The sequence below is a fragment of the Paraburkholderia sp. CI3 genome (genome assembly GCF_050436505.1).
GTDB lineage: Bacteria > Pseudomonadota > Gammaproteobacteria > Burkholderiales > Burkholderiaceae > Paraburkholderia > Paraburkholderia tuberum.
The window spans coordinates 2123409-2148407 of the sequence record NZ_JBNDMI010000003.1 but is presented as its reverse complement, the minus strand read 5'-3'; the positions used below and the strand labels follow the sequence as shown (position 1 = coordinate 2148407).

At 63.3% G+C, this 24999-nt stretch carries 19 protein-coding genes, 1 tRNA gene and 2 pseudogenes; 7 read left to right on the top strand and 15 right to left on the bottom strand.

The window, feature by feature from the left end:
• Positions 1-39: 39 nt before the first annotated feature.
• Positions 40-1077 (bottom strand): DUF1338 domain-containing protein, encoded by a 1038-nt coding sequence (locus OKW29_RS18585; protein ID WP_429292040.1) that lies wholly within the window; start codon positions 1075-1077, stop codon positions 40-42.
• 124 nt (positions 1078-1201) lie between these two features.
• Between OKW29_RS18585 and OKW29_RS18580 the strand changes: the two genes are divergently transcribed.
• Complete coding sequence (locus OKW29_RS18580; protein WP_429292039.1) at positions 1202-2134, top strand: LysR substrate-binding domain-containing protein; 933 nt, start codon at positions 1202-1204, stop codon at positions 2132-2134.
• Positions 2135-2191: 57 nt separating this feature from the next.
• Here OKW29_RS18580 and OKW29_RS18575 read toward each other — a convergent pair whose 3' ends face one another.
• Both OKW29_RS18575 and pcaQ read right to left on the bottom strand, forming a co-directional pair.
• Entirely contained in the window at positions 2192-3319 is a 1128-nt protein-coding gene (locus OKW29_RS18575; RefSeq protein ID WP_429292038.1) for a 4-hydroxyphenylpyruvate dioxygenase family protein, read from the bottom strand.
• A 270-nt stretch (positions 3320-3589) separates the two neighbouring features.
• The gene (gene pcaQ / locus OKW29_RS18570; protein ID WP_187628841.1) at positions 3590-4612 is read right to left on the bottom strand and encodes a pca operon transcription factor PcaQ; all 1023 of its coding nucleotides are present in this window, start codon (positions 4610-4612) and stop codon (positions 3590-3592) included.
• Positions 4613-4723: 111 nt separating this feature from the next.
• Here pcaQ and pcaH point away from each other — a divergent pair, with 111 nt between their 5' ends.
• Both pcaH and pcaG read left to right on the top strand, forming a co-directional pair.
• Positions 4724-5428: a protocatechuate 3,4-dioxygenase subunit beta gene (gene pcaH, locus OKW29_RS18565; protein WP_429292037.1), complete on the top strand. Its 705-nt coding sequence runs from the start codon at positions 4724-4726 to the stop codon at positions 5426-5428.
• A gap of 3 nt (positions 5429-5431) precedes the next feature.
• On the top strand, positions 5432-6019 hold the full coding sequence (pcaG, locus tag OKW29_RS18560) for a protocatechuate 3,4-dioxygenase subunit alpha (protein ID WP_429292036.1): 588 nt from the start codon (positions 5432-5434) through the stop codon (positions 6017-6019).
• Between the two features lie 96 nt (positions 6020-6115).
• Here the strand turns inward: pcaG and OKW29_RS18555 are convergent, their stop codons facing one another.
• A complete protein-coding gene (locus OKW29_RS18555) occupies positions 6116-6382 on the bottom strand; it encodes an H-NS histone family protein (RefSeq protein ID WP_187628844.1) in 267 nt (88 codons plus the stop codon).
• Positions 6383-6871: 489 nt separating this feature from the next.
• On the opposite strand from OKW29_RS18555, the pseudogene OKW29_RS18550 reads away from it, so the two are divergent.
• Positions 6872-7508 (top strand): annotated as a pseudogene (locus OKW29_RS18550) (LysE family translocator).
• An 81-nt stretch (positions 7509-7589) separates the two neighbouring features.
• Here the strand turns inward: OKW29_RS18550 and OKW29_RS18545 are convergent.
• Positions 7590-9224, bottom strand: a complete 1635-nt coding sequence (locus tag OKW29_RS18545) for an acyl-CoA synthetase (protein WP_429292035.1) — start codon at positions 9222-9224, stop codon at positions 7590-7592.
• 183 nt (positions 9225-9407) lie between these two features.
• Between OKW29_RS18545 and OKW29_RS18540 the strand changes: the two genes are divergently transcribed.
• A complete protein-coding gene (locus OKW29_RS18540; RefSeq protein ID WP_429292034.1) occupies positions 9408-10148 on the top strand; it encodes a Crp/Fnr family transcriptional regulator in 741 nt (246 codons plus the stop codon).
• Positions 10149-10166: 18 nt separating this feature from the next.
• On the opposite strand, the gene OKW29_RS18535 is transcribed toward OKW29_RS18540, so the two are convergent.
• A complete protein-coding gene (locus OKW29_RS18535) occupies positions 10167-10523 on the bottom strand; it encodes a transposase (protein ID WP_429292033.1) in 357 nt (118 codons plus the stop codon).
• Between the two features lie 257 nt (positions 10524-10780).
• On the opposite strand from OKW29_RS18535, the pseudogene OKW29_RS18530 reads away from it, so the two are divergent.
• Positions 10781-11415 (top strand): annotated as a pseudogene (locus OKW29_RS18530) (porin); the annotation flags it as partial.
• Between the two features lie 153 nt (positions 11416-11568).
• Here OKW29_RS18530 and OKW29_RS18525 read toward each other — a convergent pair.
• The 7 genes from OKW29_RS18525 to OKW29_RS18495 all read right to left on the bottom strand — a co-directional run bounded on the left by OKW29_RS18525 (position 11569) and on the right by OKW29_RS18495 (position 20711).
• Positions 11569-12711 carry a porin gene (locus tag OKW29_RS18525; RefSeq protein WP_090808426.1) on the bottom strand — a complete coding sequence of 381 codons (1143 nt, stop codon included), beginning with the start codon at positions 12709-12711 and terminating at the stop codon, positions 11569-11571.
• 1101 nt (positions 12712-13812) lie between these two features.
• Positions 13813-13900, bottom strand: a tRNA-Ile gene (locus OKW29_RS18520).
• Positions 13901-14053: 153 nt separating this feature from the next.
• Positions 14054-16444, bottom strand: a complete 2391-nt coding sequence (gene rpoD, locus OKW29_RS18515; protein ID WP_429292032.1) for an RNA polymerase sigma factor RpoD — start codon at positions 16442-16444, stop codon at positions 14054-14056.
• Positions 16445-16534: 90 nt separating this feature from the next.
• Positions 16535-18415: a DNA primase gene (gene dnaG, locus OKW29_RS18510; RefSeq protein WP_184072171.1), complete on the bottom strand. Its 1881-nt coding sequence runs from the start codon at positions 18413-18415 to the stop codon at positions 16535-16537.
• A gap of 117 nt (positions 18416-18532) precedes the next feature.
• Positions 18533-18979, bottom strand: coding sequence for a GatB/YqeY domain-containing protein (locus tag OKW29_RS18505; protein WP_090808418.1), 447 nt, complete (start codon positions 18977-18979; stop codon positions 18533-18535).
• 234 nt (positions 18980-19213) lie between these two features.
• Positions 19214-19426 carry a 30S ribosomal protein S21 gene (gene rpsU, locus OKW29_RS18500; RefSeq protein WP_018424196.1) on the bottom strand — a complete coding sequence of 71 codons (213 nt, stop codon included), beginning with the start codon at positions 19424-19426 and terminating at the stop codon, positions 19214-19216.
• Positions 19427-19475: 49 nt separating this feature from the next.
• On the bottom strand, positions 19476-20711 hold the full coding sequence (locus OKW29_RS18495; protein ID WP_429292031.1) for an NAD(P)/FAD-dependent oxidoreductase: 1236 nt from the start codon (positions 20709-20711) through the stop codon (positions 19476-19478).
• 145 nt (positions 20712-20856) lie between these two features.
• Here OKW29_RS18495 and tsaD point away from each other — a divergent pair, with 145 nt between their 5' ends.
• Positions 20857-21885: a tRNA (adenosine(37)-N6)-threonylcarbamoyltransferase complex transferase subunit TsaD gene (tsaD, locus tag OKW29_RS18490; RefSeq protein WP_184054832.1), complete on the top strand. Its 1029-nt coding sequence runs from the start codon at positions 20857-20859 to the stop codon at positions 21883-21885.
• A gap of 94 nt (positions 21886-21979) precedes the next feature.
• Here the strand turns inward: tsaD and folE2 are convergent, their stop codons facing one another.
• Both folE2 and dxs read right to left on the bottom strand, forming a co-directional pair.
• Entirely contained in the window at positions 21980-22786 is an 807-nt protein-coding gene (folE2, locus tag OKW29_RS18485; protein WP_184072174.1) for a GTP cyclohydrolase FolE2, read from the bottom strand.
• Positions 22787-23038: 252 nt separating this feature from the next.
• A complete protein-coding gene (dxs, locus tag OKW29_RS18480) occupies positions 23039-24946 on the bottom strand; it encodes a 1-deoxy-D-xylulose-5-phosphate synthase (RefSeq protein WP_429292030.1) in 1908 nt (635 codons plus the stop codon).
• Positions 24947-24999 lie beyond the last annotated feature (53 nt).

Here is a 24999-nt window from a genome sequence, read left to right as displayed (position 1 = left end):
CCTCGTCTGCGATGCCGGCGCTCGCGCCGCCGTAAGCGCTCAGGCCGCCTGGCTCGCGGTCATCCGGAAGATGCCCTGTGCGTTGCCCGCGTCGAAACGCAGGTCCGTTTCCCAGCGGCGCGCGTCCTGATCGAAACTGCGCTTGCGCGTAATGAATTCGTAGAACGAGCCCGGCACGTCGCGCGTGACGACGCTGCCGTCGGCCGCGCGAAATTCACGCTGCACGACATCCGCGCGATACGCGGTCTGGAACACGCGCCCGGAACGCGAATGCTCGACTTCGGGCTTCATCGGCCGACCCTTCGCCTTCTGTTCGTCCGACAGCTTGAAGACGTCCGCGACGCGATCGGTCGCGTGATTGAACGCGTTACCTTCGGTCGCGATCCACGCCATCTCCGCCGATTCCTTCAACAATACTTCGTAATCGGCTTCGCGTGGCATGTCGTGCTGACGCGCGAACGCACCGACGATCACCGGTAGCAACTCCTGCGCCGCATCGAGCGGCAGTACGCCATCGCGTTCGAGTTCCCACAAGAGGCCATGGGCGCGCGGCGTCAACGGATCGCGCGAGGCACCGATCACGTTCGTCACCGCCTGCTGGAACGCCGCGGAAAAACGCTCCGGGTGCAGTTCGCTGACGAAGAACTGCGCGATCTCGTCGGCGGCGTCCTCATGCGCCCACGCGCGGCCGGTCATGCCGAGACGATCGAGCGGGTAACGGCCGTTGATCCGAAAGCCGAGCGGCCGCAGGATGCGCGCGAACGCGGCCTCGCCGGGCGGCAGCGCGCCGCTGTGCGGCCAGCGCACGGTGCGCAGCGCGCCATGATCGAAGTACACGCTGCCGCCGGCGGCGACGGTTTCCTCCGTATAGCGGCGGCCGTTTTCCGAGCGTGCGAGCAGATCGTCGAACAGCGCCATGTTCATCGCCTGTGCGAGTTCGGCGCGCGTGACGCTGCCGCTTTCCCACTCGTTCAACACACGCGGATGATTCAGCGTCGCAAACAGGCGCGCGGCTTTCTCCGCGCCCAGCAGCTTCACCAGTAGTTGTTCGACGTTCGCATTCTTCAGGTTTCGCATCCGGCTTCTCCACGCTATACATTGAGCGCTGCACGAGCGCCTCATAACGGGCGAGATTATTCGAAATGCGCTGCGCCCCGTAAAGCGAGATAAACTCGCCACTTGATGCGTTTTTGGAATTAACATGCGAAAGTTCAAGATTCCCAACATGGGCGCGCTGCTCGCGTTCGAAGCCGCCGCGCGGCACCAGAGCTTCACGCATGCGGCGCGCGAACTGTTCCTCACCGAAAGCGCGGTGTCGCGACAGATCAATACGCTCGAAAGCAATCTCGGCGTGCGGCTGTTCGTGCGCGTCAAGCAACGCGTGGTGCTGACGCGCGCGGGCAAGGTCTACAGCGCGCAGGTGAGACGCTCGCTCGAACACCTCGATCGCGACACGCTGTCGATCATCGCGCACGGCAGCGGCGGCGGCTATCTGGAACTCGCGGTATTGCCGACGTTCGCATCGCAATGGCTGATTCCGCGCATGGCCACATTCAATGAACAATACCCGGACGTGCGCGTGAACATGGGCGTGCGTACCGCGACGTTCCCGTTCGCCGAGACGCATTTCGAAGCGGCAATTCACTACGGCAAGCCGACGTGGCCGGGTACGTCGGCCGATTTTCTGTTCCGCGAGGAAGTGGTGCCGGTCTGCGCAGCGAGTCTGCTGAAGCGGCCGGTCCGCAACGTCGCCGAACTACTCACCTATCCGCTGCTGCATTCGACGACGCGACCCGACGGCTGGGCGAGCTGGTTCTCGAATCTCGGCGTCGACGACAACCGCACGATGCAGGGCGTGCGCTACGAACTGCACACGATGCTGATCAGCGCGGCCGCGGCCGGACTCGGCATCGCGCTGGTGCCGCGCTTTTTCGTCGACACGCAGTTGCAGCAGTTCGGTCTCGTGATTCCGTTCGACACACCCGCGCTCGCCGAGGCCGCGTACTACCTTGTCTATCCGACCGAGTTGAGTCACGGCAAGCCGCTCGCGAGTTTCCGCGAGTGGCTGCTGCGTGAGGCCGCCGCATACGGCGCGATTTATCCGGAGTTGGTGGAGCGGCCCGAGGGGGCGTGAGGTGACGAAAGCCGCATGCGTGAGTGATCCAATCACGCATGCGACTACGCGCAGTGTTCAGCTGCCGGTGCGCGCCTGGGCCAATGCGGCGAGATTGCCTTCGCCGAAGCCATGATGTCCCTGGCGTTGCACGATCTCGAAGAAAATCTCGCCGGCGCGGCGGCGCACGAAGGTCTGGAAAAACAGCAGCGGCACGCCGTCCACGCCGATCTCGCCATCTACGAGCACATGCGTGCGCCGCAGTCGCTCGACATCGAGCCCGTGGCCCGGCAAACGTGCATCGAGCTGATCGTAATAGCGCGGCGGCGGCTCGACGAATTCGACGCCGTTCGCGAGCAGACGCTCGACGCACGCGAAGATGTCGTCGGTGGCGAGCGCGATGTGCTGCACGCCTTCGCCCGGATGATCGGGCAAATACTCGTGCATCAGGTTGGTCCGGCCCGTGCCTTCCTCGTACAGCGGCACGCGGATCGCGCCGCACGGCGACACCATCACGCGCGATTCCGCCGACACATGCCAGTTGGCGTGCAGCTCGTGGATCTCGCGGAAATTCAGCAGGTCGCGATAGAAGTCGATCCACTCCTGCATGCGGCCTTCGCCAACGGTTTGCGTCAGATGGTCGACCGCGATCAGGCCGCTGCCCGCGTGATTCAGATCGGCTGCGGCCGTGTCGATTTCGATGGGCCGGAAGTCGATGTCGAAGATCGAGATATCGCCGAGGCCGCCGCGCTGACCGCCTCGCCCGCGCCAACGATCGACGAAATAGATGTGGGAATCGCCGATGCCTTGAATGGCCGGAATCAGCAGTTCGCCGGCACCGAGGCGTTCGCCTTCGAACGCCCACGCGCCGAGTTCCACCGCGCGTTCGAACGCGCGCTGTGCGTCGGCGACGCGAATCCCGATCGCGCAGATGCCGACCCCGTATTCTTCCGCGTAGCGCGCTGCGAACGAATCGGGCTCCGCGTTGATCAGGAAATTCATCTCGCCCTGGCGATACAGCGTCACATCCTTGCTGATATGACGCGCGATCGCCTTGAAGCCGAGCCGCGTGAAGGTCTCGCCGAGCGCCTGCGGATCGCGCGCGGCGAACTCGACGAACTCGAGGCCGGCCGTGCCGAGCGGATTGTGCTGCGGCGCCAATACGGCGCGCTGCGCGGCCTCTGGAGTGGGCAAGTCGCTGGGCATGGCAATCTCCTTGTACGGTCTTTCGACGCGGGGCCGGTCTTTCCGGGTTCGGCGCGAAGTGTTCCGGTCGTTCGCGAGGGGCTGCGTGGTGCGTGCTCGCTCGTGGCGCGCACGCGGCGTGCCGCAGGAACAACGGGCTGCGGCGGCTTTCGCACCGTGTTTTTACACCGGGTCGCGGGGCGTTCGCAACCTTCCTTTTGTACTGGTTGGTTCATATGTCGAACGGCACGCCACTGGTGCTCGCGGGCATGCGTGCGGCAGGCGGGCGTATCAGTCGAGCGGCGCGTCCTCTGGGCTGCCTTTGCGCGCTGTTTTGCCGACGGTTTTACCGACGCCTTTGCCCGCATCCTTGCCCGGCATCGCCGCCATTCTGCCCCGCGCGACCTCGCGCACCGCCTCGATGAACGCGCGTCCCACCGTCGACGGCTGCGTATCCGAGCGACGAATCAGCCCCACCGGCTCGCCGGTGCCCGCAAACGGCAGCGGCAAGCGCACCAGCATGCCGTGCGCGAGTTCGTATTCGACCGCGCTTTGCGGCACGAACCACACCGCACCGTTTTCGAGCGTCAGCGCGCGCCCCGTGGATACCGACAACACCTCGACGAACGCCGACAACGGCGGCACGCCCCACGCGCCGAGCAGGCTCTCGGCCGATTGGCGGATCAGCGTGCCGAACGGCGGCAGCACGATCGGAAATTCCTCCAGCGACGTGGCGGGCAAGGCCTTCCCTTGCGCCAGCGGATGCCCGGCGCGCACGACCGCGATCAGCGGCTCGGTAAACAGTTGCTCGAAACTCAGGCCGACCATCCGCTCCGGGTCCGCGAGGCGGCCGATCGCGAATTCGATCGACCCCGCTTTCAGGCGTTCGAGCAATTCCGGATTTGCGCCGGTCGCGAGGCGCACGATCACGCGCGGCCACTGCGTCGCGAACTGTCTCAGCACGGGCGGTACCAGCACCGCGGCGACAGTGGGCAGCACACCGACTTCGAGCGTCGCGGCGGCCGCGCCCTCGGCCCGCGCAAGCAGATCGACGCCCTGGCGCAGCGCGCTCACGCAGGCGCTCGCGTGCGGCATGAAAAGCTGCCCCTCGCGCGTCGGCACTGCGCCGTGACGGCCGCGCTCGAACAGCTTCACGCCGAGAATGGTCTCCAGCTCGGCGACCGTCTTCGATACCGCCGGCTGCGTGATGGACAAACTGTCCGCCGCCCGCTGGACGCTGCCGAACTGCGCGACGGCCAGAAAGCACTGGAGATGACGGAATTTGACGCGGCTATCCGCGAGACTGCGTTGCATAACGGAAGGTTATACGAAACGGGCAAAAACGTCATTTTTCATAACCGCACGCTTTGTATAAAGTGCGAGTCATAACGTCGCATCCCCCGATTCCTCCAACGGAGACACCTCATGGAAGATTCAATTCTTTCGCCGCGAGATTTCGCGTCCCATCCCGAGTACATCTATCCGCCGTACGGTTCGTCGGTCAAACGCGGTCCGTCGCGTCCGCTGATTCCGCTGAAGGAGCGGCTGCGCGACCAGCGCGTACCGGTCTACGGCACCGACGACCTCGACCCGCTCGACAGCGACCTGACCCGCAACGCGGTGCGCAATGGCGAACCGCTCGGCGAGCGCATCATCGTGACGGGCCGTGTGCTCGACGAAGGCGGCCGCCCGGTGCGCAACACGCTGGTGGAAGTCTGGCAAGCGAACGCCGCCGGCCGCTATGTGCACAAGGCCGACCAGCACGACGCGCCGCTCGACCCGAACTTCCTCGGCGCGGGCCGCTGCATCACCGACAACGAAGGCCGTTACCGCTTCATGACCATCAAGCCGGGCGCGTATCCGTGGGGCAACCATCCGAACGCCTGGCGTCCGCAGCACATCCATTTCTCGCTGTTCGGCGACCACTTCGGCTCGCGTCTCGTCACGCAGATGTACTTTCCCGGCGATCCGCTGCTCGCATTCGACCCGATCTACCAGGGCACGCCCGAGCACGCCCGCGAGCGCATGATCTCGAAGTTCTCGCTCGACACCACGCAAGAGGCCTACGCGCTCGGCTACGATTTCGACATCGTGCTGCGCGGCCCGAACGAAACCCCGATGGAGCGCTAAGCCATGACGACTCTCAAGCAAACGCCTTCGCAAACCGTTGGTCCGTACTTCGCCTACGGTCTTTGTCCGCAGCAATACGATTTCGACTTCAAGAGCCTGTTCACGAACGTTCTGGCCGACATGGAAGCGGCCGGCAAGCACATCACGATCGTCGGTCAGGTGTTCGACGGCGACGGCAAGGTGATCGGCGACGCGATGATCGAGATGTCGCAAGTCGACTCGAACGGCCACTATCCGGAATCGCGCGAAGAAATTTTGAAGACCGGCTTTCACGGCTTTGCGCGCGTCGGTACGGGCACGGATCCGCACAAGCGTTTCATCGTCGAGACGGTGAAGCCGGGCCGCGCGAATCCCGACGAAGCGCCGCACATCGACGTAATCCTGACGATGCGCGGCATGCTGCTGCACACGTTCACGCGCATCTATTTCGAGGACGAAGCGCAGGCGAACGAGCAGGACACCGTGCTGGCGTCGGTGCCGGCCGAGCGCCGTAATACGCTGATCGCGCGCCGCGTTGCCGGTACGGCCAACGTGTATCGCTTCGACATCCACATGCAGGGCGAGCAGGAAACCGTGTTTTTCGACCTGTGATGCGCGATTCGTCGCGAGACTCCGAGCAGTAAAGATCGAGCCCGCCTTGCGCGGGCTTTTTTTCGCGCGGGCGTTTCGCGGTGCGCCTGCGCGCGCTCAGCAGCGGAAATGATCGATGCTTTGTCCGGCGTGAATCGCGCGCGCGAGCCACGTCGGTTTATCGCCGCGACCGTCCCACGTGTTACCGAATGCGTCGCGATACAGCACCGCGGCCACGGCGTTCGCATCGGCTTCGAGCGATTCGGCCAGCGCTTCGAATGTGATGCCGTGGTCGTCCATGCGTCGGCGGATCCACGCGATCATGCGCTCGCGCAGGTTCTCGTCGCGTTCGAACAGTCGTTGTTGTCCTTCTCGTTGTTTCATAACGTATTGGTGTCGCAGCTCTTGCTGGCATTAGACAAACGGGCAACTCGCATAACAACGCGAGGCTCGTACGTAATTCAATTTGAATGGAAGCAATTCGACGAATTCACGCGATCCATGCAAATGCGTGAAAACCCGCATTTGCAAGTGATGCCTGTCAGATCCTGAATTAAAGCGCCTGAAGTAAAGCGCCTGAGTTGAAGCGCTGGGATCAGGCGAATCGGCTACTCGAAAAATCGGCGTGGCTCGAATTGCGCCCCTATTTCGCGTCGTGCGTTGCCTCGTTGTGACGGGGGAGCTTCCGCGTATGGAAAGTCATTCTAGCATTCGATGTATTTTGGCCGCAGCAAAGAACTTTTTCTAATTTCACTGATTGCGCGACTTCCGAGTTTTCGGTAATCGTGGCTTCCGCCGCGCGATTGGCGGACAATGCGAGACTCTGTATTCGCCAGAACATCTGGCATCGGCCCGACATCAGGAGACACGACCATGCCCGCCTCGACCGCCATCCTCACGATCCTCGCCGCGCTGCTATTGGGCGCGATGAGTCCGGGGCCCAGCTTCGTCATCGTCGCACGCAATGCGATCGGTCTGTCGCGCGGCGACGGTCTCGCGACAGCGCTCGGCATGGGCATCGGCGGTGTGTTTTTTAGCGGCATCGCGCTGTTCGGGCTCTATACGCTGCTCGCGACGGTCGAATGGCTCTACGTCGGGCTGAAAGTGGCCGGCGGCGTCTACCTGGTCTATCTGGCGTCGAAAATCTGGCGCGGCGCCGCGAAGCCGCTCGCGTTCAGCGAAACGCGAACCGGCAGCGGCGGCAATCCGCGCAAGTCGTTCTGGATCGGCTTGAGCACGCAGCTCAGCAATCCGAAAACGGCTGTCTATTACGGCAGTATCTTCGCTGCGCTGCTGCCGCAGCATCCGCCGGTGTGGTGCTATTTCGCGCTGCCGCCGGCGATCTTCGCGATCGAGGCGCTGGTACACGATCGTCGCACTGTGCTTTTCGAGCCAACGGCCGCGCGAAATCTATCTGCGCTGGAAGGCGTGGATCGATCGCATCGCTGCGAGCGCGGTGACCGCGCTGGGCCTGCGGCTGATTTTTAACGCGCACAAGGTGGGAATTTGACGGCAACACGAAGCGGCGCGCACCGTCGCGACTCGATGCGCGCCACTCGCGCCGCCCTGAATCAGCGGTAATCGCGGCGCGTTACCCTTTCCCCTCCGCCTTGATCCGCGCGCGCAACTCGAACTTCTGGATCTTCCCCGTCGACGTCTTGGGCAACTCGCCGAAGCGCACCGCCTTCGGCAACTTGTAGCCGGCCAGAAACAGCCGGCAGTGCGCGATGATTTCCTCCTCGGTCACCTGCGCGCCTTCCTTCAACTCGATGAACGCGCACGGCACCTCGCCCCACTTCGGATCGGCCATCGCGACCACCGCCGCCACCGACACCGCGGGATGCCGGTACAGCGTGTCCTCGACCTCGATGCTCGAAATGTTCTCACCGCCCGAAATGATGATGTCCTTGCTGCGGTCGCGGATGCGGATATAGCCGTCGGCCGTGCGCACGCCGAGATCGCCGGTATGGAACCAGCCGCCTTTGAAAACCGCTTCGGTCGCGCGCTCGTTCTTCAGATAGCCCTTCATGCAGATGTTGCCGCGAAACATGATCTCGCCGATCGTTTCGCCGTCGTCCGGCACCGGCGCGAGCGTGTCCGCATCGAGCACCGCGACCGCCGCCTGCAGGTGATAACGCACGCCCTGGCGCGCGGTCAGGTCGGCGCGGATTTGATCGTCGAGCGCGTCCCATTCGTCCTGCTTTGCGCAGACAGCCGCCGGCCCGTAGGTTTCGGTGAGCCCGTACACGTGCGTCAGATCGAAGCCGATCTGCTTCATCTTCGCGATCACCGCGGGCGGTGGCGCGGCGCCCGCGACCATCGTCGACACGCGATGCGTGATGCCCCCGCGCCATTCGGCCGGCGCATTCACGAGCGAACTCTGTACGATCGGCGCTCCGCAGTAATGCGTGATGTGTTCGCGGCGAATCAACTCGAACACGATCTTCGCGTCGAACTTGCGCAGACAGACGTTGACGCCCGCGCGGGCCGCCACCGTCCACGGAAAGCACCAGCCGTTGCAGTGGAACAGCGGCAGCGTCCACAGATAGACCGCGTGCTTCGGCATGTCCCATTCGAGGATGTTGCTCAGCGCGTTCAGATACGCGCCACGGTGATGGTAGACGACGCCCTTCGGGTCACCGGTCGTGCCCGATGTGTAGTTCAGCGCGATCGCGTCCCATTCGTCGGCGGGCGGAGTCCACTCGAAGGAAGGGTCGCCGGTTTGCAGGAACTGCTCGTAGTCGGTCGCGCGCATGAACTGCGCGGCGTCGGCGGGCTGCGCGTCGGCCACGCTGATCACGCGGAGCTCCGGGAATTCTAGCGCCGCGCGATGCGCGAACTCGCCGTATTCGGTGTCGACGATCAGCGCCTTCGCCTCACCGTGGCGCAGCATGAACAGCAGCGTCGCGACGTCGAGCCGCGTGTTCAGTGTATTCAGCACGGCACCGGCCATCGGCACGCCGAAGTGCGCCTCGACCATCGGCGGGATGTTCGGCAGCAGCGCGGCGACCGTGTCGCCGCGGCCGATGCCGGCCTCGTGCAGCGCGCTCGCGAGCCGCCGCGCACGCTCATAGGTCTCGCGCCAGTTGCGGCGGATCTCCCCATGGACGATCGCGAGCCGCTCGCCATACACTTGCGCTGCGCGCACAAGGAAATCGATCGGCGTCAACGGGACATAATTGGCCTCGCGCCGCCCGAGGCCTTCGTCGAACATGTGCTGTGTCATTGCTTCGTCTCCTGAGGCGCGGGCCGCGCCGCCGATTGTTGTGACCGTGTTCTATGAAAGAACCAGGGCCTAGCCTAGCAATTGTCGTCATGAACTGTCTGTCATTCAAATGACAGAGTGGCGCCACTGACGCCCCGGCTTGACCTGGCTCAGCCGGCACCGCTCCCAAACCGCTTATCGCCGATGACCGACGCTCCGCTGACTGACCGCGCCGACACCCGGCCGCCCCAACGTGTCGCGCCCGCCGACCTCGCGCGACTGTTCGTCGCGTGCGCGTGGTTTCGCGCGCTCGCCGCCGATCATCAGGCGATGGTGCTCGCCAGCGCACACGCCGAGCACTTTGAAGGCGGTGCGTGGATCGCCCGCCGCCAGCAACCGTCCGACTATTGGATCGGCGTGCACTCGGGGCTCGTCAAGCTCGCTATCTACAACGCGTCGGGCCGCAGCTGCACGCTGTCGGGCGTGCCGCCGGGCGGCTGGTTCGGCGTAGGCAGCGTGATCAAGCGCGAATTGCGCAAATACGACGTGGCCGCGATCCAGCCGTCGCTCGTGATGTTCGTGCCGTCCGCGACCTTCCATGCGTTGCTCGAATCGAGTCTGCCGTTCACGGGCTTCGTGATCCGGCAATTGAACAACCGGATGGGGGAATTCATCGCGTCGATCCAGAACACCCGGCTGCTCGACGTGGACGCACGCGTCGCGCAATCGCTCGCGCAGCTGTTCAATCCGGATCTGTATCCGGACACGGGTCGCACACTGGCGATTTCACAGGAAGAAGTCGGTCTGCTCGCGGGAGTGTCGCGGCAGCGCATCAATCAGGCGCTGCAGAACCTCGAGAAGCTGCGGTTTTTGCGACTGTCGTATAACCGGATCGAGGTGCTCGATCTCGAGCGGCTGGCCGCGTACGGGCGGGAACAGATCTAGCGACGCGACTGGCGCTCGCTACCCGGCGCGCACGCCGCCCTTGCGCGTCGCGCGCGTTTCGAGAGCGTCGTCGGTCTTGAACAGCGCGAGCATGATCGCGCTCAACACGCCCGTTTTTTTCCAGCGCAGATAGTAGCGATGCGCGGTCTGGTACGGGACGTAGTGCTCGGGCATTGCGCTCCACGGCGCGCGCGTGTGCAGCACCCACATCACGCTGTTGAGCACGTGGCGAATTTCGATCGGCGGACGACCACGGCGCGGGCCGTCATCATGCAAGGTTTCAGGTAATAGCGGCTCGACCCGCTGCCATTGCTCGTCGGTCAGTTCCTGAACGACTGGCGAGGTCGCGATGGATTCGGAAGATGGACTATTCATGCGTGAAAGCGCACGCGTAAAACGCGTGCTGGCGTCGCTCCGAAAGTCGTGTCGATACGTCAATTCGCTCGAGACTACTCGAAGCTTGCCTGGGAGAAAGTCAACTTTTGTCACCAGGAAGGGCGCAATTGTCAAAAATGGCAATAGGTTATTGCGCGAGAGCGGCGATGGCGGCGATGGCGCGGCGCGGACGGCGATCTATCATCGGCGCGCCCGGCGCCGCCCCACTCGGCGCGCGCCGCGTCCGGCGCATTTTTTTCAAAGGCCTGACGGTGGCCGCGATGTACTCATTCGGCACGAACTCGGAATCGACCGGCGACGGCGGCTTCTCGGGCCAGGTGCCAGGCCATCTCGGCGCGGGCACATGTACGGCTTCACGCTGTCGTACGTGGCGGGTCTGCTATCGGTCGCGGCCGGCGTGCAGCAGAACAGCGACAACAGCAATCACAAGCAGACCATCTTCAACGCGAACGCGGTCTATACGTTCAGCTCGACGAAGCTGTACGTCGGCTATCTGCTTTCGAAGGACGACACCGGCTTCGTCGACAGCGCGCTCGCGCAGCAGACGCTCGTGCCGGGCGTCGATATCGTCAAGGGCTCGGGCCGCATCGACAACGGACCGTTCGCCGGCGTCACGTGGCAGGCCATGCCCGCGCTGACGCTGACGAGCGCCGCGTACTACGACCACATGTCGAACGCGGCGATCGGCGCTGGTCAACTCGGCAGTGGCTATCGCTACACGTTCGTCGCACTGGCCGAGTACGCGCTGTCGAAGCGCACCGAGGTGTACGGCACCGTCGATTTCGACAAGGTGTCGGGCGCGGCGTCGGTCGAACTGCCGGGCCGCGACAACCAGACCGGCGTTGCGCTCGGTTTGCGGACAATTTTCTGAATCGTTTCACGTCGTCATGGCAAAACGGGCGTCCCCAGGGACGGCCGTTTTTTTCGCCTCGCATACGGAAACCGGCTCACCGGTCTGCCGCGCGCATAAAAAAAGGTGCCGCGAACGGCACCTTTCTGTACTACAGGCAGCTTCTGCTGAAGCTTAGAAGCGGTGACGCAGACCGACCGTAGCAGCCGTCTGGTTCTTCGACGACGAAGTCGGAACCGTGTTGTCGCCGCTGTAGATCGAAGCCACGCCGCCGTCACCCATTGCGTGCTGGTACACAGCCTGAGCGTAGACGTCGGTGCGACGCGACAGCGAGTAGTCAGCCTGCAGGCCGATCTGGTGGTAACGGGTCTTCATGTCGTTACCGTCGGCGTTGATGCCGTAGCCGCGCGCGTCGGTGAACGTGTACGCGACGCCGAGAGCCATAGCCGGGGTCACGTTGTACTTGCCGTTGATTTCGTAGTTGTTGGTGTGGCCTTGACGCTGACCAGGAGCTTCACCAACCAGGTTGTCGACGCGCGATTGCGTCCATGCCACGCCAACCAGCGCCGGGCCGAAGCCGTACGAAGCGCCTGCGCCGAACTGACGCTGACGGAAGTCGCCTTGCAGCACGCCCGCGGTGTTCGCCAGAACGCCGTCCGATGCGCCGCTTGCGTTAGCAGCCGGGTTGTTTTGCTGAGCGTAGGCAGCACCGAGGTGCAGGCCTTGCCACTGGTATGCGGCGCCCAAGCTGTACTGACGGTTGTTTGCGAAGCCACCAGCCTGGTTCGAGAAGCCGTACGTGCCGCCGAACGTGAAGCCAGCGTAGTTAGCGCTCGAGTACTTGACCGAGTTGTTGACCGACAGACCACCGTTGGTGTTCAGGTTGTCGTTGTTGAACGGGTGCGCGAAGTACGTGCCGCCCCAGCTGCCCGTTGCGGTCAGCGGTGCGAGGTAGTCCTGCGCTGCGTCGTACTGGCGACCCAGCGTGACCGTACCGAATTGCGAGCTCGACAGACCGACGAAGGCCTGGCGGTTGAACATGCCGTTGTTGTTAGCGTACTTGCCGTTGTTGATGTTGAAGCCGCTTTCCAACGTGAAGATTGCCTTCAGACCGCCGCCCAGATCTTCCGAACCACGCAGGCCGAACATGCTCTGGTTGATGCCGCCACTACCTGCTGCCCACTTGGAGTTGTGGGCAACGTTGCTGGTGTACGTCAGACCTGCGTCGAGCAGACCGTACAGGGTCACGCTGCTTTGTGCGTGAGCGACCGAAGCGAACGATGCGGCAGCCGAAACGACGATGAGACTCTTTTTCATGGGAACTCCAATTCGAAAAATTTATACGGGGAGCAGGACCTGCCTCAGCAGCCGATGCATCGCATTTGCCGCCGCCCGCTTGGCCGAACCGTGGGGATCGACCGGGCACCCTTGAAGCGAAGCGTGAGTGTAGGGGGACACCCTGGTACCGACGCAGGCAATTCACGCAACAGGATCTTTCGAAATTCGCAACAATGTTGGACCCGATGGGGATAACTTCTTGTTTTTCCACCGTTTATTGCAAGATCTAGGTGCCGGATCGCCAGCTCCACCCAAAACGAATTTGCAACGCGTCAATATTCTAAGTTGCGCGTTTGCAACAGTGCTTTAATACGCGTGACGTAATCGGGTCGGAGCAAATTGACGAAAAGACCGGCCGATATTTTTTGTAATCAAATGGTTGAAGTGACGGTTTTCCGGGTCGTGTGAGATTTATTTTTGGACCGTCGGAACTTAATAGAGTTAAATGCAGTCTTGCTCGCGCACCCGCCAATTAATGGTTTCCGGCGGGGCGATTAACTCGTCGAATCACCGAGACGGCTTATTCACCTAATCTTTATTGACCAAGGCAAGCAATCGCTGCCGCCCCCGGGCAGCGCAACGGTGCAAGCCCACCGCGTCGAATCAGCATTCACTATTGAGACACTGCCAGTGCGGCGGTCTTCTGATTTCTCGCTTTAGCGAGCACCCTCTGTCACGTCTCTATAAGATGCGCGTGCGATTCGAAAAAACCTTCAGCACGGGCGTTGCCCGGAGGTGAATTGCGACGCCGGCCGCCGCGTGACAAGACCCGCGCTGAAAGCGGACGGCGTGCATCAACAAGCCTTCCGCATTCAATTAACGGCGGGGTTGCGCCGGTTTTACAGGGAGTTTCCCTGATTACGCGTGATCACCGCTTATGGCTGGCGCGGAGCGCGCTTAAGCGCCTCCTCGTCCGCGGGCGAGGCCCCGGGCGAGCGGGTCGGTGTCGGGCGGTGTGGGGGCAACGGACGCCGCTCACCGGGGTTGAGGCTGGGCACTGGGTCGCCCAGCTGAGGCAGCCGAAGGCCGCCCAAAAACAAAAAAAGGGTTCCGGAATTCGGAACCCTTTTTTCGATACTTTGGTGGGCCGGGTGGGGTTCGAACCCACGATGTCCTTTCGGAGGTGGATTATGAGTCCACTGCCTGCAACCAACACGGCGTCCAGCCCAAGAAAAAAGACCCGGTCGTGAAGGCCGGGCCCGTTTCGTCGATTGGCCGACATACTACACGAAAAAGGAGCCTCCACAACCGCTTCGCTTCGGCGAAACGACCGGGAGGCCCCTTTGATCGCATCATTTGCGGCCAACCGCGGCCGTCGCCGTCAATTCCCTTCGAGGAATGACTTCAGCTTGTCCGAACGGCTCGGATGACGCAGCTTGCGCAGCGCCTTCGCCTCGATCTGACGAATTCGCTCACGCGTCACGTCGAACTGCTTACCGACTTCTTCGAGCGTGTGATCCGTGCTCATCTCGATACCGAAACGCATGCGCAACACCTTCGCTTCGCGCGGCGTCAGCGAATCGAGCACGTCCTTCACGACGTCGCGCATACTCGCGTGCAACGCCGCATCCGCCGGGGCGACCGTGTTCGTATCTTCGATGAAGTCGCCCAGATGAGAATCGTCGTCGTCACCGATCGGCGTTTCCATCGAGATCGGCTCCTTCGCGATCTTCATGATCTTGCGGATCTTGTCTTCCGGCATTTCCATCTTCTCGGCCAGCGTCGCCGGATCCGGCTCCAGACCGGTTTCCTGCAGGATCTGACGCGAGATGCGGTTCATCTTGTTGATCGTTTCGATCATGTGAACCGGAATCCGGATCGTGCGCGCCTGGTCGGCGATCGAACGCGTAATGGCCTGGCGGATCCACCACGTCGCATACGTGGAGAACTTGTAGCCACGACGGTATTCGAACTTGTCCACCGCCTTCATCAGGCCGATGTTGCCTTCCTGAATCAGGTCGAGGAACTGCAGACCGCGGTTCGTGTACTTCTTCGCGATCGAGATCACGAGACGCAGGTTGGCCTCGGTCATCTCGCGCTTCGCCTGGCGCGCCTTAAGCTCGCCGGCCGCCATCTGACGGTTGGTTTCCTTCAGGTCCTTCAGCGGCAGCACCACGCGCGCCTGCAGATCGAGCAGACGTTGCTGCTGTTCGCGGATCGCCGGAATGTTGCGCGTGAGGATCGCGCTATACCCGTGACCTTCGGCGACGATCTTGTCGGCCCATTCGAGGTCCGTCTCGCTGCCCGGGAAACGCGCGATGAATTCCGCACGCGGCATGCCGCACTTGTCGACAACCGTATGCAGGATCTGACGCTCGACCTGACGCACTTCATCCACCTGCGCGCGCAGCGTGTCGCACAGACGCTCGACGGTACGCGCGGTGAAGCGGATCGTCATCAGCTCGTTCTGGATGGTTTCCTGCGCCTTCAGATACGACTTGGACTTGTAGCCTTCCTTCTCGAACGCGCGACGCATCTTGTCGAACCATTCGCTGATCGACGCGAATTTTTCGAGCGACGCGCGCCGCAGCGCTTCGAGCTGCGCGGCGTTGGCGGTGGCTTGCGCCGCGCCATCGTCTTCTTCCTCGTCCTCTTCGTCCTCTTCCTCGGCTTCCTCGTCTTCATTCTCGATCGCTTCCGCCTCCTGCGCGGAGAAGCCGTCGGCGTCTGCCGCGTCGGCGTCGATCAGACCGTCGACGAGTTCGTCGATGCGCGCTTCGTCGTTGGCGACGCGCTCGGCCATCGCGAGAATGTCGGCGATCGTGGTCGGGCACGCGGAGATCGCCATCACCATGTGCTTCAGGCCGTCTTCGATGCGCTTCGCGATTTCGATTTCGCCTTCACGCGTAAGCAGCTCGACCGTGCCCATTTCGCGCATGTACATACGCACGGGATCGGTGGTGCGGCCAAATTCGGAGTCGACGGTGGACAGCGCGACTTCAGCTTCCTCTTCGACTTCGTCGTCCGACGAAGCCGCGGGCGCGTTGTCGTTGAGCAGCAGCGTTTCAGCGTCCGGGGCCTGTTCGTAGACCGCGACGCCCATGTCGTTGAACGTGCTGATGATGCCTTCGATCGCCTCGGTCTCGGTGAAGTTGTCCGGCAGGTGATCGTTGATTTCAGCGTACGTGAGGAAGCCGCGCTCCTTGCCGAGCTTGATCAGGGCGCGCAGCTTGGAGCGACGCTCCTCGAGTTCCTCCACCGTGCCAGGCTGCGACGACGCGAACGCATCCTTCAGCAGCGCTTTTTCCTTTGCACGACGGTCGCGAGCCTTGACCTTCTCCGGCTTGCCCGGTGCGGCGGCAGCGGTTTCTTCGGTCTGGGTTGCATCGTCATCGACGGGTACTTCATTCAGCTTTTTCGTCATGGAGTTCGCCGTACCGGCTGTAGTCTCGACCCCCGGCTGTTGGACAACAGCCGGTTGAACCGTGGATACTGAAGTCACGCGCGCTACCGCATCGTCCTGAACGGCAGCCGCTTCCCTTGCGCTTCTGACACCCGCCCGCTTGGCAGCCGGCGGTGCTACAGCTTTCGCCGCCCGAACCGGTGCGGCCTGCGCGGCCGCAGTGGTCGACGACTTCTTCCCGGCAGCCGGTGCAACGCTGACAGCAGACGTTCTTCTGGCGGATGCAGTCAGCTTGGCTTCGGTAACTTTTCCGGTGCGCTCTTTAGCGCGTGAGCTCGTTGCATGATTTCCGCCTGTCGTCTTTGCCATCGCATCGCCTTTCGCCTTTGCTAGGAAAACCCTTGAAAAACAAACCGCTAGAAACTTTTGATTATACCACCCGAGGTTTCGGCCTCTCCGCTACAGCCCGAGTTGACGCTTCATGTCGGCCCGCTTCCGGTTGAGCTCCGAAAACTCGGCAAACTCTTCCGGCGTATGCCGCGACTGTCGCGAAAGCTGTTCGAGACGATCGCAATAAGCGTCGTATCGCATCTTCAAAATCGCGGCTTTCAGCTCCTCGCCGACAATTCGTTCCTGCTCGCGCCGTTCCTCGATGACGGCCGCGTCCTGCGGGTCTTTCAGCAGCAAATCCCGAACGTTTTCATCATAGTCTAGAATTTTGCGAAAGATTTCCTCGAAAGTTGGGGCGTTCGCGCCATTTCGCAAGAGATCGGACAACAACTGGAACGCTGCCGAATCGCCTAGGGCTCGCGCGTGCGTCGTCACTTCCGCGAACAGTTCGCCGTGCCGGGTCACGGTGAGCAGCGCCTCTTCGGCCGCTTCGTCGAGCATCGCGACCGTGCGCGGATACATCACCAGATTGCGCAGCGTCTTTTCCTCGATGCCGGTCACGCTGCGCCGGTCCTTGCGGGCCGGCGCCTTGCGCGACGCGGCCGCGATCCGCGCGTCGACTTCGCAAAGCGCCGCGACTTCGCTGAATGGCACATCGAGCCGGTCCGCGAACATATGCATGATCTGCGCGCGCAGCGCATTGGCCGGCAACGCCTGCAGCAGCGGTTTCGCGTCGAACAGCGCGCGGGCCTTGCCTTCGGGCTGATCGAGTTCCTTGCCGGTCAACACCTCGTTGAGCATGAACTGCGACAACGGCATCGCCCGTTCGACCTGCTCGGCGAAAGCCTCGGTGCCGAACTCGCGCACGTAGCTGTCGGGATCATGTTCGCTGGGCAGGAACAGGAAACGGATCGTCCGGTTGTCGGCGGCGTGCGGCAGGCACGCATCGAGCGCGCGACGCGCGGCGCGCCGGCCGGCCGCGTCGCCGTCGAAACTGAAGATGACCGTATCGGTCTGGCGCATCAGTTTCTGCACATGAATCGGCGTGCAAGCGGTGCCGAGGGTCGCGACGGCGTTCTGGAAGCCCAATTGGGCTAGCGCGACCACGTCCATATAACCTTCGACGACCAGCACGTAATGTTGCTCTCGAATCGCAAGACGCGCCTCGAACAGCCCGTACAGCTCGCTGCCCTTGTTAAATAGCGGCGTTTCCGGTGAATTCAAATACTTTGGCTCGCCGCCGTCGAGCACGCGGCCGCCGAAGCCGATCACCTGCCCTTTGACATTGCGGATCGGGAACATGATCCGCTCGCGAAAGCGGTCGTAGCGGCGGTTCTGACCCTGCGCGTCCGACTTTTCGCTGACGATCACGAGACCCGCTTCGACCAGGGCGTCGTCGCGATAGTTCGGGAACGCCGCCTCGAGGTTTTGCCACCCGTCCGGCGCATAGCCGAGACCGAAGCGCGCGGCGACTTCGCCGGTCAGGCCGCGCTTCTTCAAATATTGGATCGCGCCCGGCGCACCGCGCAGTTGCTTACGGTAGTAGTCGCAGGCGGTCTGCATGAGATCGGACAGCGCGGTTGTCACGGCCTTCGATGCCGCCGGCGCGTAGCCGCCGCCAGCTCCGCCACCACCGCCGCCGCCATATCCGGGAGAAGGCTCGTGCGGTACGGTGAGACCCACCGATTGCGCGAGCTCGTTGACCGCTTCGGGAAACGACGCGCCCACGTGTTCCATCAGGAAACCGATGGCCGTACCATGCGCACCGCAACCGAAGCAGTGATAAAACTGTTTAGTCGGACTAACCGTAAACGAGGGGCTCTTCTCGTTGTGAAACGGGCACAGCCCCATGAAGTTCGCGCCGCCCTTTTTCAGCTGCACATACCGGCCGACCACGTCGACGATATCGACGCGGTTGAGCAGGTCCTGCAGGAATGACGGTGGGATCACAGTAAATGACGCTGCCTGGAAAGCTTCAAAATCCAAGCCCGGAGCCCGGGCTCGACACCGCGCCCGGGCCCCGCGCCTCGCCTTCAGGAGGCGCGCGACCCGGACAAATCGACAGAGTTACTTAGCGAGCGCGGCCTTGACCTGTGCGGAGACGGCGGTCATGTCGGCGCGGCCGGCCAGCTTCGGCTTCAGCACGCCCATCACCTTGCCCATGTCCTGCGGGCCGGCAGCGCCGGTTTGCGCGACCGCCGCCTGCACCTCGGCAACGATTTCCGCTTCGGACATCTGCTCAGGCATGTACGCGGAAAGAATGGCCAACTCGGCCTTTTCCTTGTCCGCAAGATCCGTACGTCCTGCGGCCTCGAACTGGCTGATCGAATCCTTGCGCTGCTTGATCATCTTGTCGACGACGGAGGTTATGGCGGCATCGTCGAGCGTGACCCGCTCATCGACTTCACGCTGCTTGATCGCGGCGAGCAGCAGGCGGATCGTCCCGAGACGTTCGGTCTCGCGCGCCCGCATGGCAGCTTTCATATCGTCGTTGATCCGGTCCTTGAGACTCATCACTCACCTGAATTGCGTTGAAAAGTTGAAAAACCGGCCGGTCGACGGCGGCGATACCGCCGCATCAGCACAAAAACCCGCTTGGGACTTCTTCCTCAAGCGGGTTGGCGCAATTTTGCGTAGTGGATGCGACCCTGCCGGTTGGCCCGATGGGCCGGGTTTGTCATGATGACACCTGTCGTGCCGCCATCGGCTTGGATGCTGCCGCGCCGTGTACAGCGGGCAACGCCAGAATCAGTAGAGCTTCCTTGGCAGCATCTGGCCACGCAGACGCTTGAAATGACGCTTCACTGCCGCCGCTTTCTTGCGCTTGCGTTCGGCTGTGGGTTTCTCGTAAAACTCGCGAGCGCGAAGTTCCGTCAGTAAGCCGTTTTTCTCCATGGTGCGCTTGAAACGGCGCATGGCGACTTCGAACGGCTCATTGTCTTTTACGCGGATGGTCGTCATTTTTCAATAACGGAACTTTGTAAAGGTTCAGGAGTATAGCAGAGCTTTCTCACAAAGCCATTGCGCCGTCAAGCCCCCGGGCATATTCGGCCGCCGCCTCGCCCGCCGCGACACCCGACGCCCACGCCCACTGGAAGTTGTAGCCGCCGAGCCAACCGGTCACGTCGACCGCCTCGCCGATGAAGTAGAGGCCCGGCACCCGCGCGCTCATCATCGTGGTCGATGACAAACCGCGCGTATCGACCCCGCCGCGCGTCACTTCGGCCTTGCGATAACCCTCGGTGCCGTTCGGCGTGAGGGTCCAGCGCGATAGCGCCTCACCGATGCCGCGCAGCGCCTTGTCCGGCAGATCGGCGACGCGGGCCTCGGCGGCCACCTGGTGAGTGTCGAGCCACACATGCGCGAGCCGCTGCGGCACCCATTCCGATAGCAGATTGGCGATCTGCCGCTTCGTGCCGTTTTTCGCGTCGATGAGCGCAGTCGCGGCGTCGCGCTCCGGCAGCAGATTGATGTGAATCGGCTCGCCGGGCTGCCAGTAGCTCGAGATCTGCAGCACGCCTGGGCCCGACAGGCCGCGGTGCGTGAGCAGCAGATCTTCGGTGAATTCGGCGCCGGTCTTCGTATTGCCAGTCGACAGCTGTACTTCAAGCGACACGCCCGATAGCGCCGCGAACGGCTCCCAGTCGGCCGGAGCGAAGGTCAGCGGAACCAGCGCGGGACGCGTGTCGATCAACTTGTGGCCGAACTGCCTGGCGATCCGGTACGCGAAATCGGTTGCGCCGATCTTCGGGATCGACAGACCGCCCGTCGCGATCACGAGCGCACGGGCGGCGATCGTGCCCGCCGTCGTGCCGAGCAGGAACTGTCCTTCGGCGTCCTGGCGCACCTCTTCGACCGACAGCGGCGTGCGCCATGCAACCCCGCCGGCGTCGCACTCGTTCTTCAGCACGTCGATGACCGCGTCGCTCGACTGATCGCAGAACAGCTGGCCCTTGTGCTTCTCGTGCCATGTCACGCGATGCTGCTTCAGCAGCGCCATGAAATCGCGCGGCGTATAGCGCGCGAGCGCCGAGCGGCAAAAATGCGGATTCGCCGACAGATAATTGGCCGGCTCCGCATACAGATTCGTGAAGTTGCACCGACCACCGCCGGAAATGCGGATTTTTTCCGCGAGACGCTGCGAGTGGTCGATCAGCGCCACACGCCGGCCGAGTTGACCGGCCACGGCCGCGCACATCATGCCGGCCGCGCCCGCGCCGATCACCGCGATATCGAAGGATTCCATGGGGCCGCATTGTACCTGCCGGGCCCTCGCGTCCATGCCCGTGCTCAGCCGGCCGCCTGCGGCCGCCTGTCCGCGCTGGTATACTTTCGGGCTTACCTTTCACTTCCGGACGCGCGTCGCGCGCGCCCGTCTCAAGCGATTCATCATGCTCGTTCTCGGCATCGAAAGCTCCTGCGACGAAACCGGTCTCGCGCTCTACGACACGGAGCGCGGCCTGCTCGCGCACGCGCTGCATTCGCAGATTGCGATGCATCGGGAGTACGGCGGCGTCGTGCCGGAGCTTGCATCGCGCGACCATATCCGCCGCGCGCTGCCGCTGCTCGAAGAGGTGATGGAGCGCGCCGGCGTCGCGCGCGGCGACATCGACGCGATCGCTTACACGCAAGGGCCCGGGCTCGCGGGCGCGCTGCTGGTCGGCGCGAGCGTCGCGAATTCGCTGGCGATGGCGTGGAACAAGCCGACCGTGGGCATTCACCATCTCGAAGGGCATCTGCTGTCGCCGCTGCTCGTCGACGAGCCGCCGCCGTTCCCGTTCGTCGCGCTGCTGGTCTCGGGCGGCCACACGCAGTTGATGCGCGTGACGGACGTCGGCTTCTACGAGACGCTCGGCGAGACGCTCGACGACGCGGCCGGCGAAGCCTTCGACAAAACCGCCAAACTGCTGGGCCTCGGCTATCCGGGCGGCCCCGAAGTCTCGCGCATGGCCGAGTTCGGTACACCCGGCGCAGTCGTGCTGCCGCGCCCGATGCTGCATTCCGGCGACCTCGATTTCAGCTTCAGCGGCCTGAAGACCGCCGTGCTCACGCACGCGAACCGGCTGGGCGGTGCGAACATCTGCGAGCAGGCCAAGGCCGACCTCGCGCGCGGTTTCGTCGATGCCGCCGTCGACGTGCTGGCCGCGAAATCTCTAGCGGCGCTCAAGCGCACGAAGCTGAACCGGCTGGTGGTGGCGGGCGGCGTCGGCGCGAACCGGCAATTGCGCGAAGCGCTGTCGGCCGCCGCGCAGAAGCGCAATTTCTACGTCCACTACCCGGACCTGTCTCTGTGCACGGACAACGGGGCGATGATCGCGCTGGCCGGCGCGCTCCGTTTGCAACGCTGGCCCGAACAGGCCGGCCACGACTACGCGTTCACCGTGAAGCCGCGTTGGGATCTGACGTCGCTCGCGCACTGAACCGCCGCCCCAAAAGGACAAAAAGCCGCTTTAAAAGCGGCTTTTTCGCTTCAATGCTTTCGCAACGAAACGGCGTGGGGCGATCAGGAACGTATCAGGCGAGGCGCTTGTCCCGCTCGATCACCGCATACGCGCTGTGATTGTGAATCGACTCGAAGTTCTCCGCTTCGAGCACATACGCGACGATGCGCTCGTCGGCATTCAGACGCTGGGCAACGTCGCGCACGAGGTCTTCGACGAACTTCGGATTTTCATACGCGCGCTCGGTGACGAACTTCTCGTCCGGGCGCTTGAGCAGGCCCCACAGTTCACACGACGCTTCTTCCTCGGCGATACGGATCAACTCTTCGACAGCGACGTCGCCGCTCAGCTCGGCATCGATCGTCACGTGCGAACGCTGATTGTGCGCGCCGTACTGCGAGATCTTCTTCGAGCACGGGCACAGGCTCGTGACCGGCACCAGCACCTTCAGGAACACCCGCGTCGCGCCATGGCGGGTCTCGCCGGTCAGCGTGACTTCATAATCGAGCAAGCTCTGCACGCCCGACACCGGCGCGGTCTTGTTCACGAAGTACGGGAACGACACTTCGATGCGGCCCGCCTCGGCCTCGAGTTTTTCGAGCATAGCCGCGAGCATCGTGCGGAACGTGGCCGGTTCGAGCGGCGCCTTGTTCTCTTCGAGCAACGCGACGAAGCGCGACATGTGGGTGCCCTTCTGCTCGGCCGGCAGATGCACGTCGAGATTCCACGTGCCGACCGACGGCTGCACTTCGCCACCTTGCGTGCGAATCGTCAACGGATGACGCACGCCCCTCACGCCGACCCGCTGGATCGGAATCTGGCGCGTGTCGGGGGTGCTTTGCACGTCGGGCATCACGAAAGCGGGATTCATCTGATTCATTCTTTTGTCCTTTCTGGAAAGCGCCGGGCTGCGCCAAGGTCTCGCTGCATCGGCGACTATCGCGCAGCGAGTGCGAGGCACCCATCGGCCATGCGGATCAGTGCGCGCAACGGCGAACGCCGGCTCGCGCCGGCGTTGGGTGACGGGCCGCAACACCCGTCGGTTCAAACTGGAGATTGCCGAAGCCGTCGTCGCATGACGGCGGCATGAGTCGCACCTACGACGGCACGACAGCCGACAGCCGACAGCGCTTTACGCGACGCGCTTCACGGACGACTGACCGCCGACCGCGCCGCTCGCAAGGAAGCGTTCGCGGATCGACCGGGTGATACCCGCGGCGTCGAGACCGCACGCGGCGAGCAGCTTGGCCGGGTCCCCGTGATCGATGAACCGATCGGGGAGGCCCAATTGTAGTACGGGACGCATAACCCCACTTGCGAGCAGGGCTTCGACGCACGCCGAACCCGCGCCACCCATGATGCAGCCTTCCTCGACGGTGACGATCGCGTCGTGCGTCTCGGCCAGCTTGCGCACGAGTTCGGTGTCGAGCGGCTTCACGAAGCGCATGTTCGCGACGGTGGCGTCGAGTTGCTCGGCGGCCGCGAGCGACGGCGCGACCATCGTGCCGAACGCGAGAATCGCGATGCGTTTGCCGGCCGGCGCCGACGTCTCGCGACGCACTTCGCCCTTGCCGACCGGCAACGCGGCCATCTGCTTGACCGTTGCGACCCCGGTACCCGCGCCGCGCGGGTAGCGCACAGCGGTCGGATGCGACTGCTGCAACGCGGTGTACAGCATCTGGCGGCACTCGTTTTCGTCAGACGGCGCCATCACGGTCATGTTCGGAATACAACGCATGAACGCGAGGTCATACGCGCCCGCATGCGTCGCGCCGTCCGCACCAACGAGACCCGCACGATCGATTGCGAACACCACCGGCAGGTTTTGCAGCGCGACGTCGTGAATCAGCTGGTCATACGCGCGTTGCAGAAAGGTCGAATAGATCGCGACGACAGGCTTCATGCCGTCCGCGGCAAGGCCGCCCGCGAACGTCACCGCGTGCTGCTCCGCGATGCCGACGTCGAAGTAACGATCCGGGAAGCGCTTTTCGAACTCGACCATGCCCGAGCCTTCACGCATTGCCGGCGTAATGCCGATCACGCGCGAGTCGAGCTCGGCTGCGTCGCACAGCCACTCGCCGAACACCTGCGTGTAGGTCTTTTTCGACGGCGTCGCGGCCGGTTTGACACCCTCGGCCGGATTGAACTTGCCGGGGCCGTGGTACAGCACCGGATCAGCCTCGGCCAGCTTGTAGCCCTGGCCTTTCTTCGTGACCACGTGCAGAAATTGCGGCCCGCGCAGTTCCTTGATGTTTTGCAGCGTCGGAATCAGCGAATCGAGATCGTGACCGTCGATCGGCCCTATGTAGTTGAAGCCGAACTCTTCGAACAGCGTCGCCGGCACGATCATGCCCTTGGCGTGCTCCTCGAGCTTGCGCGCGAGATCGAGCACCGGCGGCGCGACGCGCAGCACGCGCTCGACGCCCGCGCGCGCGGCCGCATAGAAGCGCCCAGACATCAGACGCGCGAGATGGCGATTCAGCGCGCCGACCGGCGGCGAGATCGACATGTCGTTGTCGTTGAGGATCACGAGCAGCGGCACGTCGTCTTCGACGCCCGCGTTGTTCATTGCCTCGAAGGCCATGCCGGCCGTCATCGCGCCGTCGCCGATCACGGCGATGCCCATGCGATTGTCGCCTTGCAGCTTGCTCGCGATCGCCATGCCGAGCGCGGCCGAAATCGACGTGCTCGAGTGCGCGGTGCCGAAGGTGTCGTATTCCGATTCGTCGCGCTTCGGGAAGCCCGAGATGCCGCCCAACTGACGCAGCGTGTGCATCTGGTCGCGACGACCGGTCAGGATTTTGTGCGGATAGGTCTGATGGCCGACGTCCCAGACGATCCGGTCGTGCGGCGTATCGAAGACGTAGTGCAGCGCGATGGTCAACTCGACCGTGCCGAGGTTGGACGAGAGATGGCCGCCCGTCTGCGATACGCTGTCGAGCACGAAGGCACGCAACTCGTCGGCAAGCGGTTGCAATTGGCGGCGATCGAGGCGGCGCAGGGCTGCCGGGTCGTCGATGGTTTTCAGCAAGTCGTACATCGTCGTTCCATTGTAGGAAAACTTACGCGCCCGCACTTCATACATGCACCCCG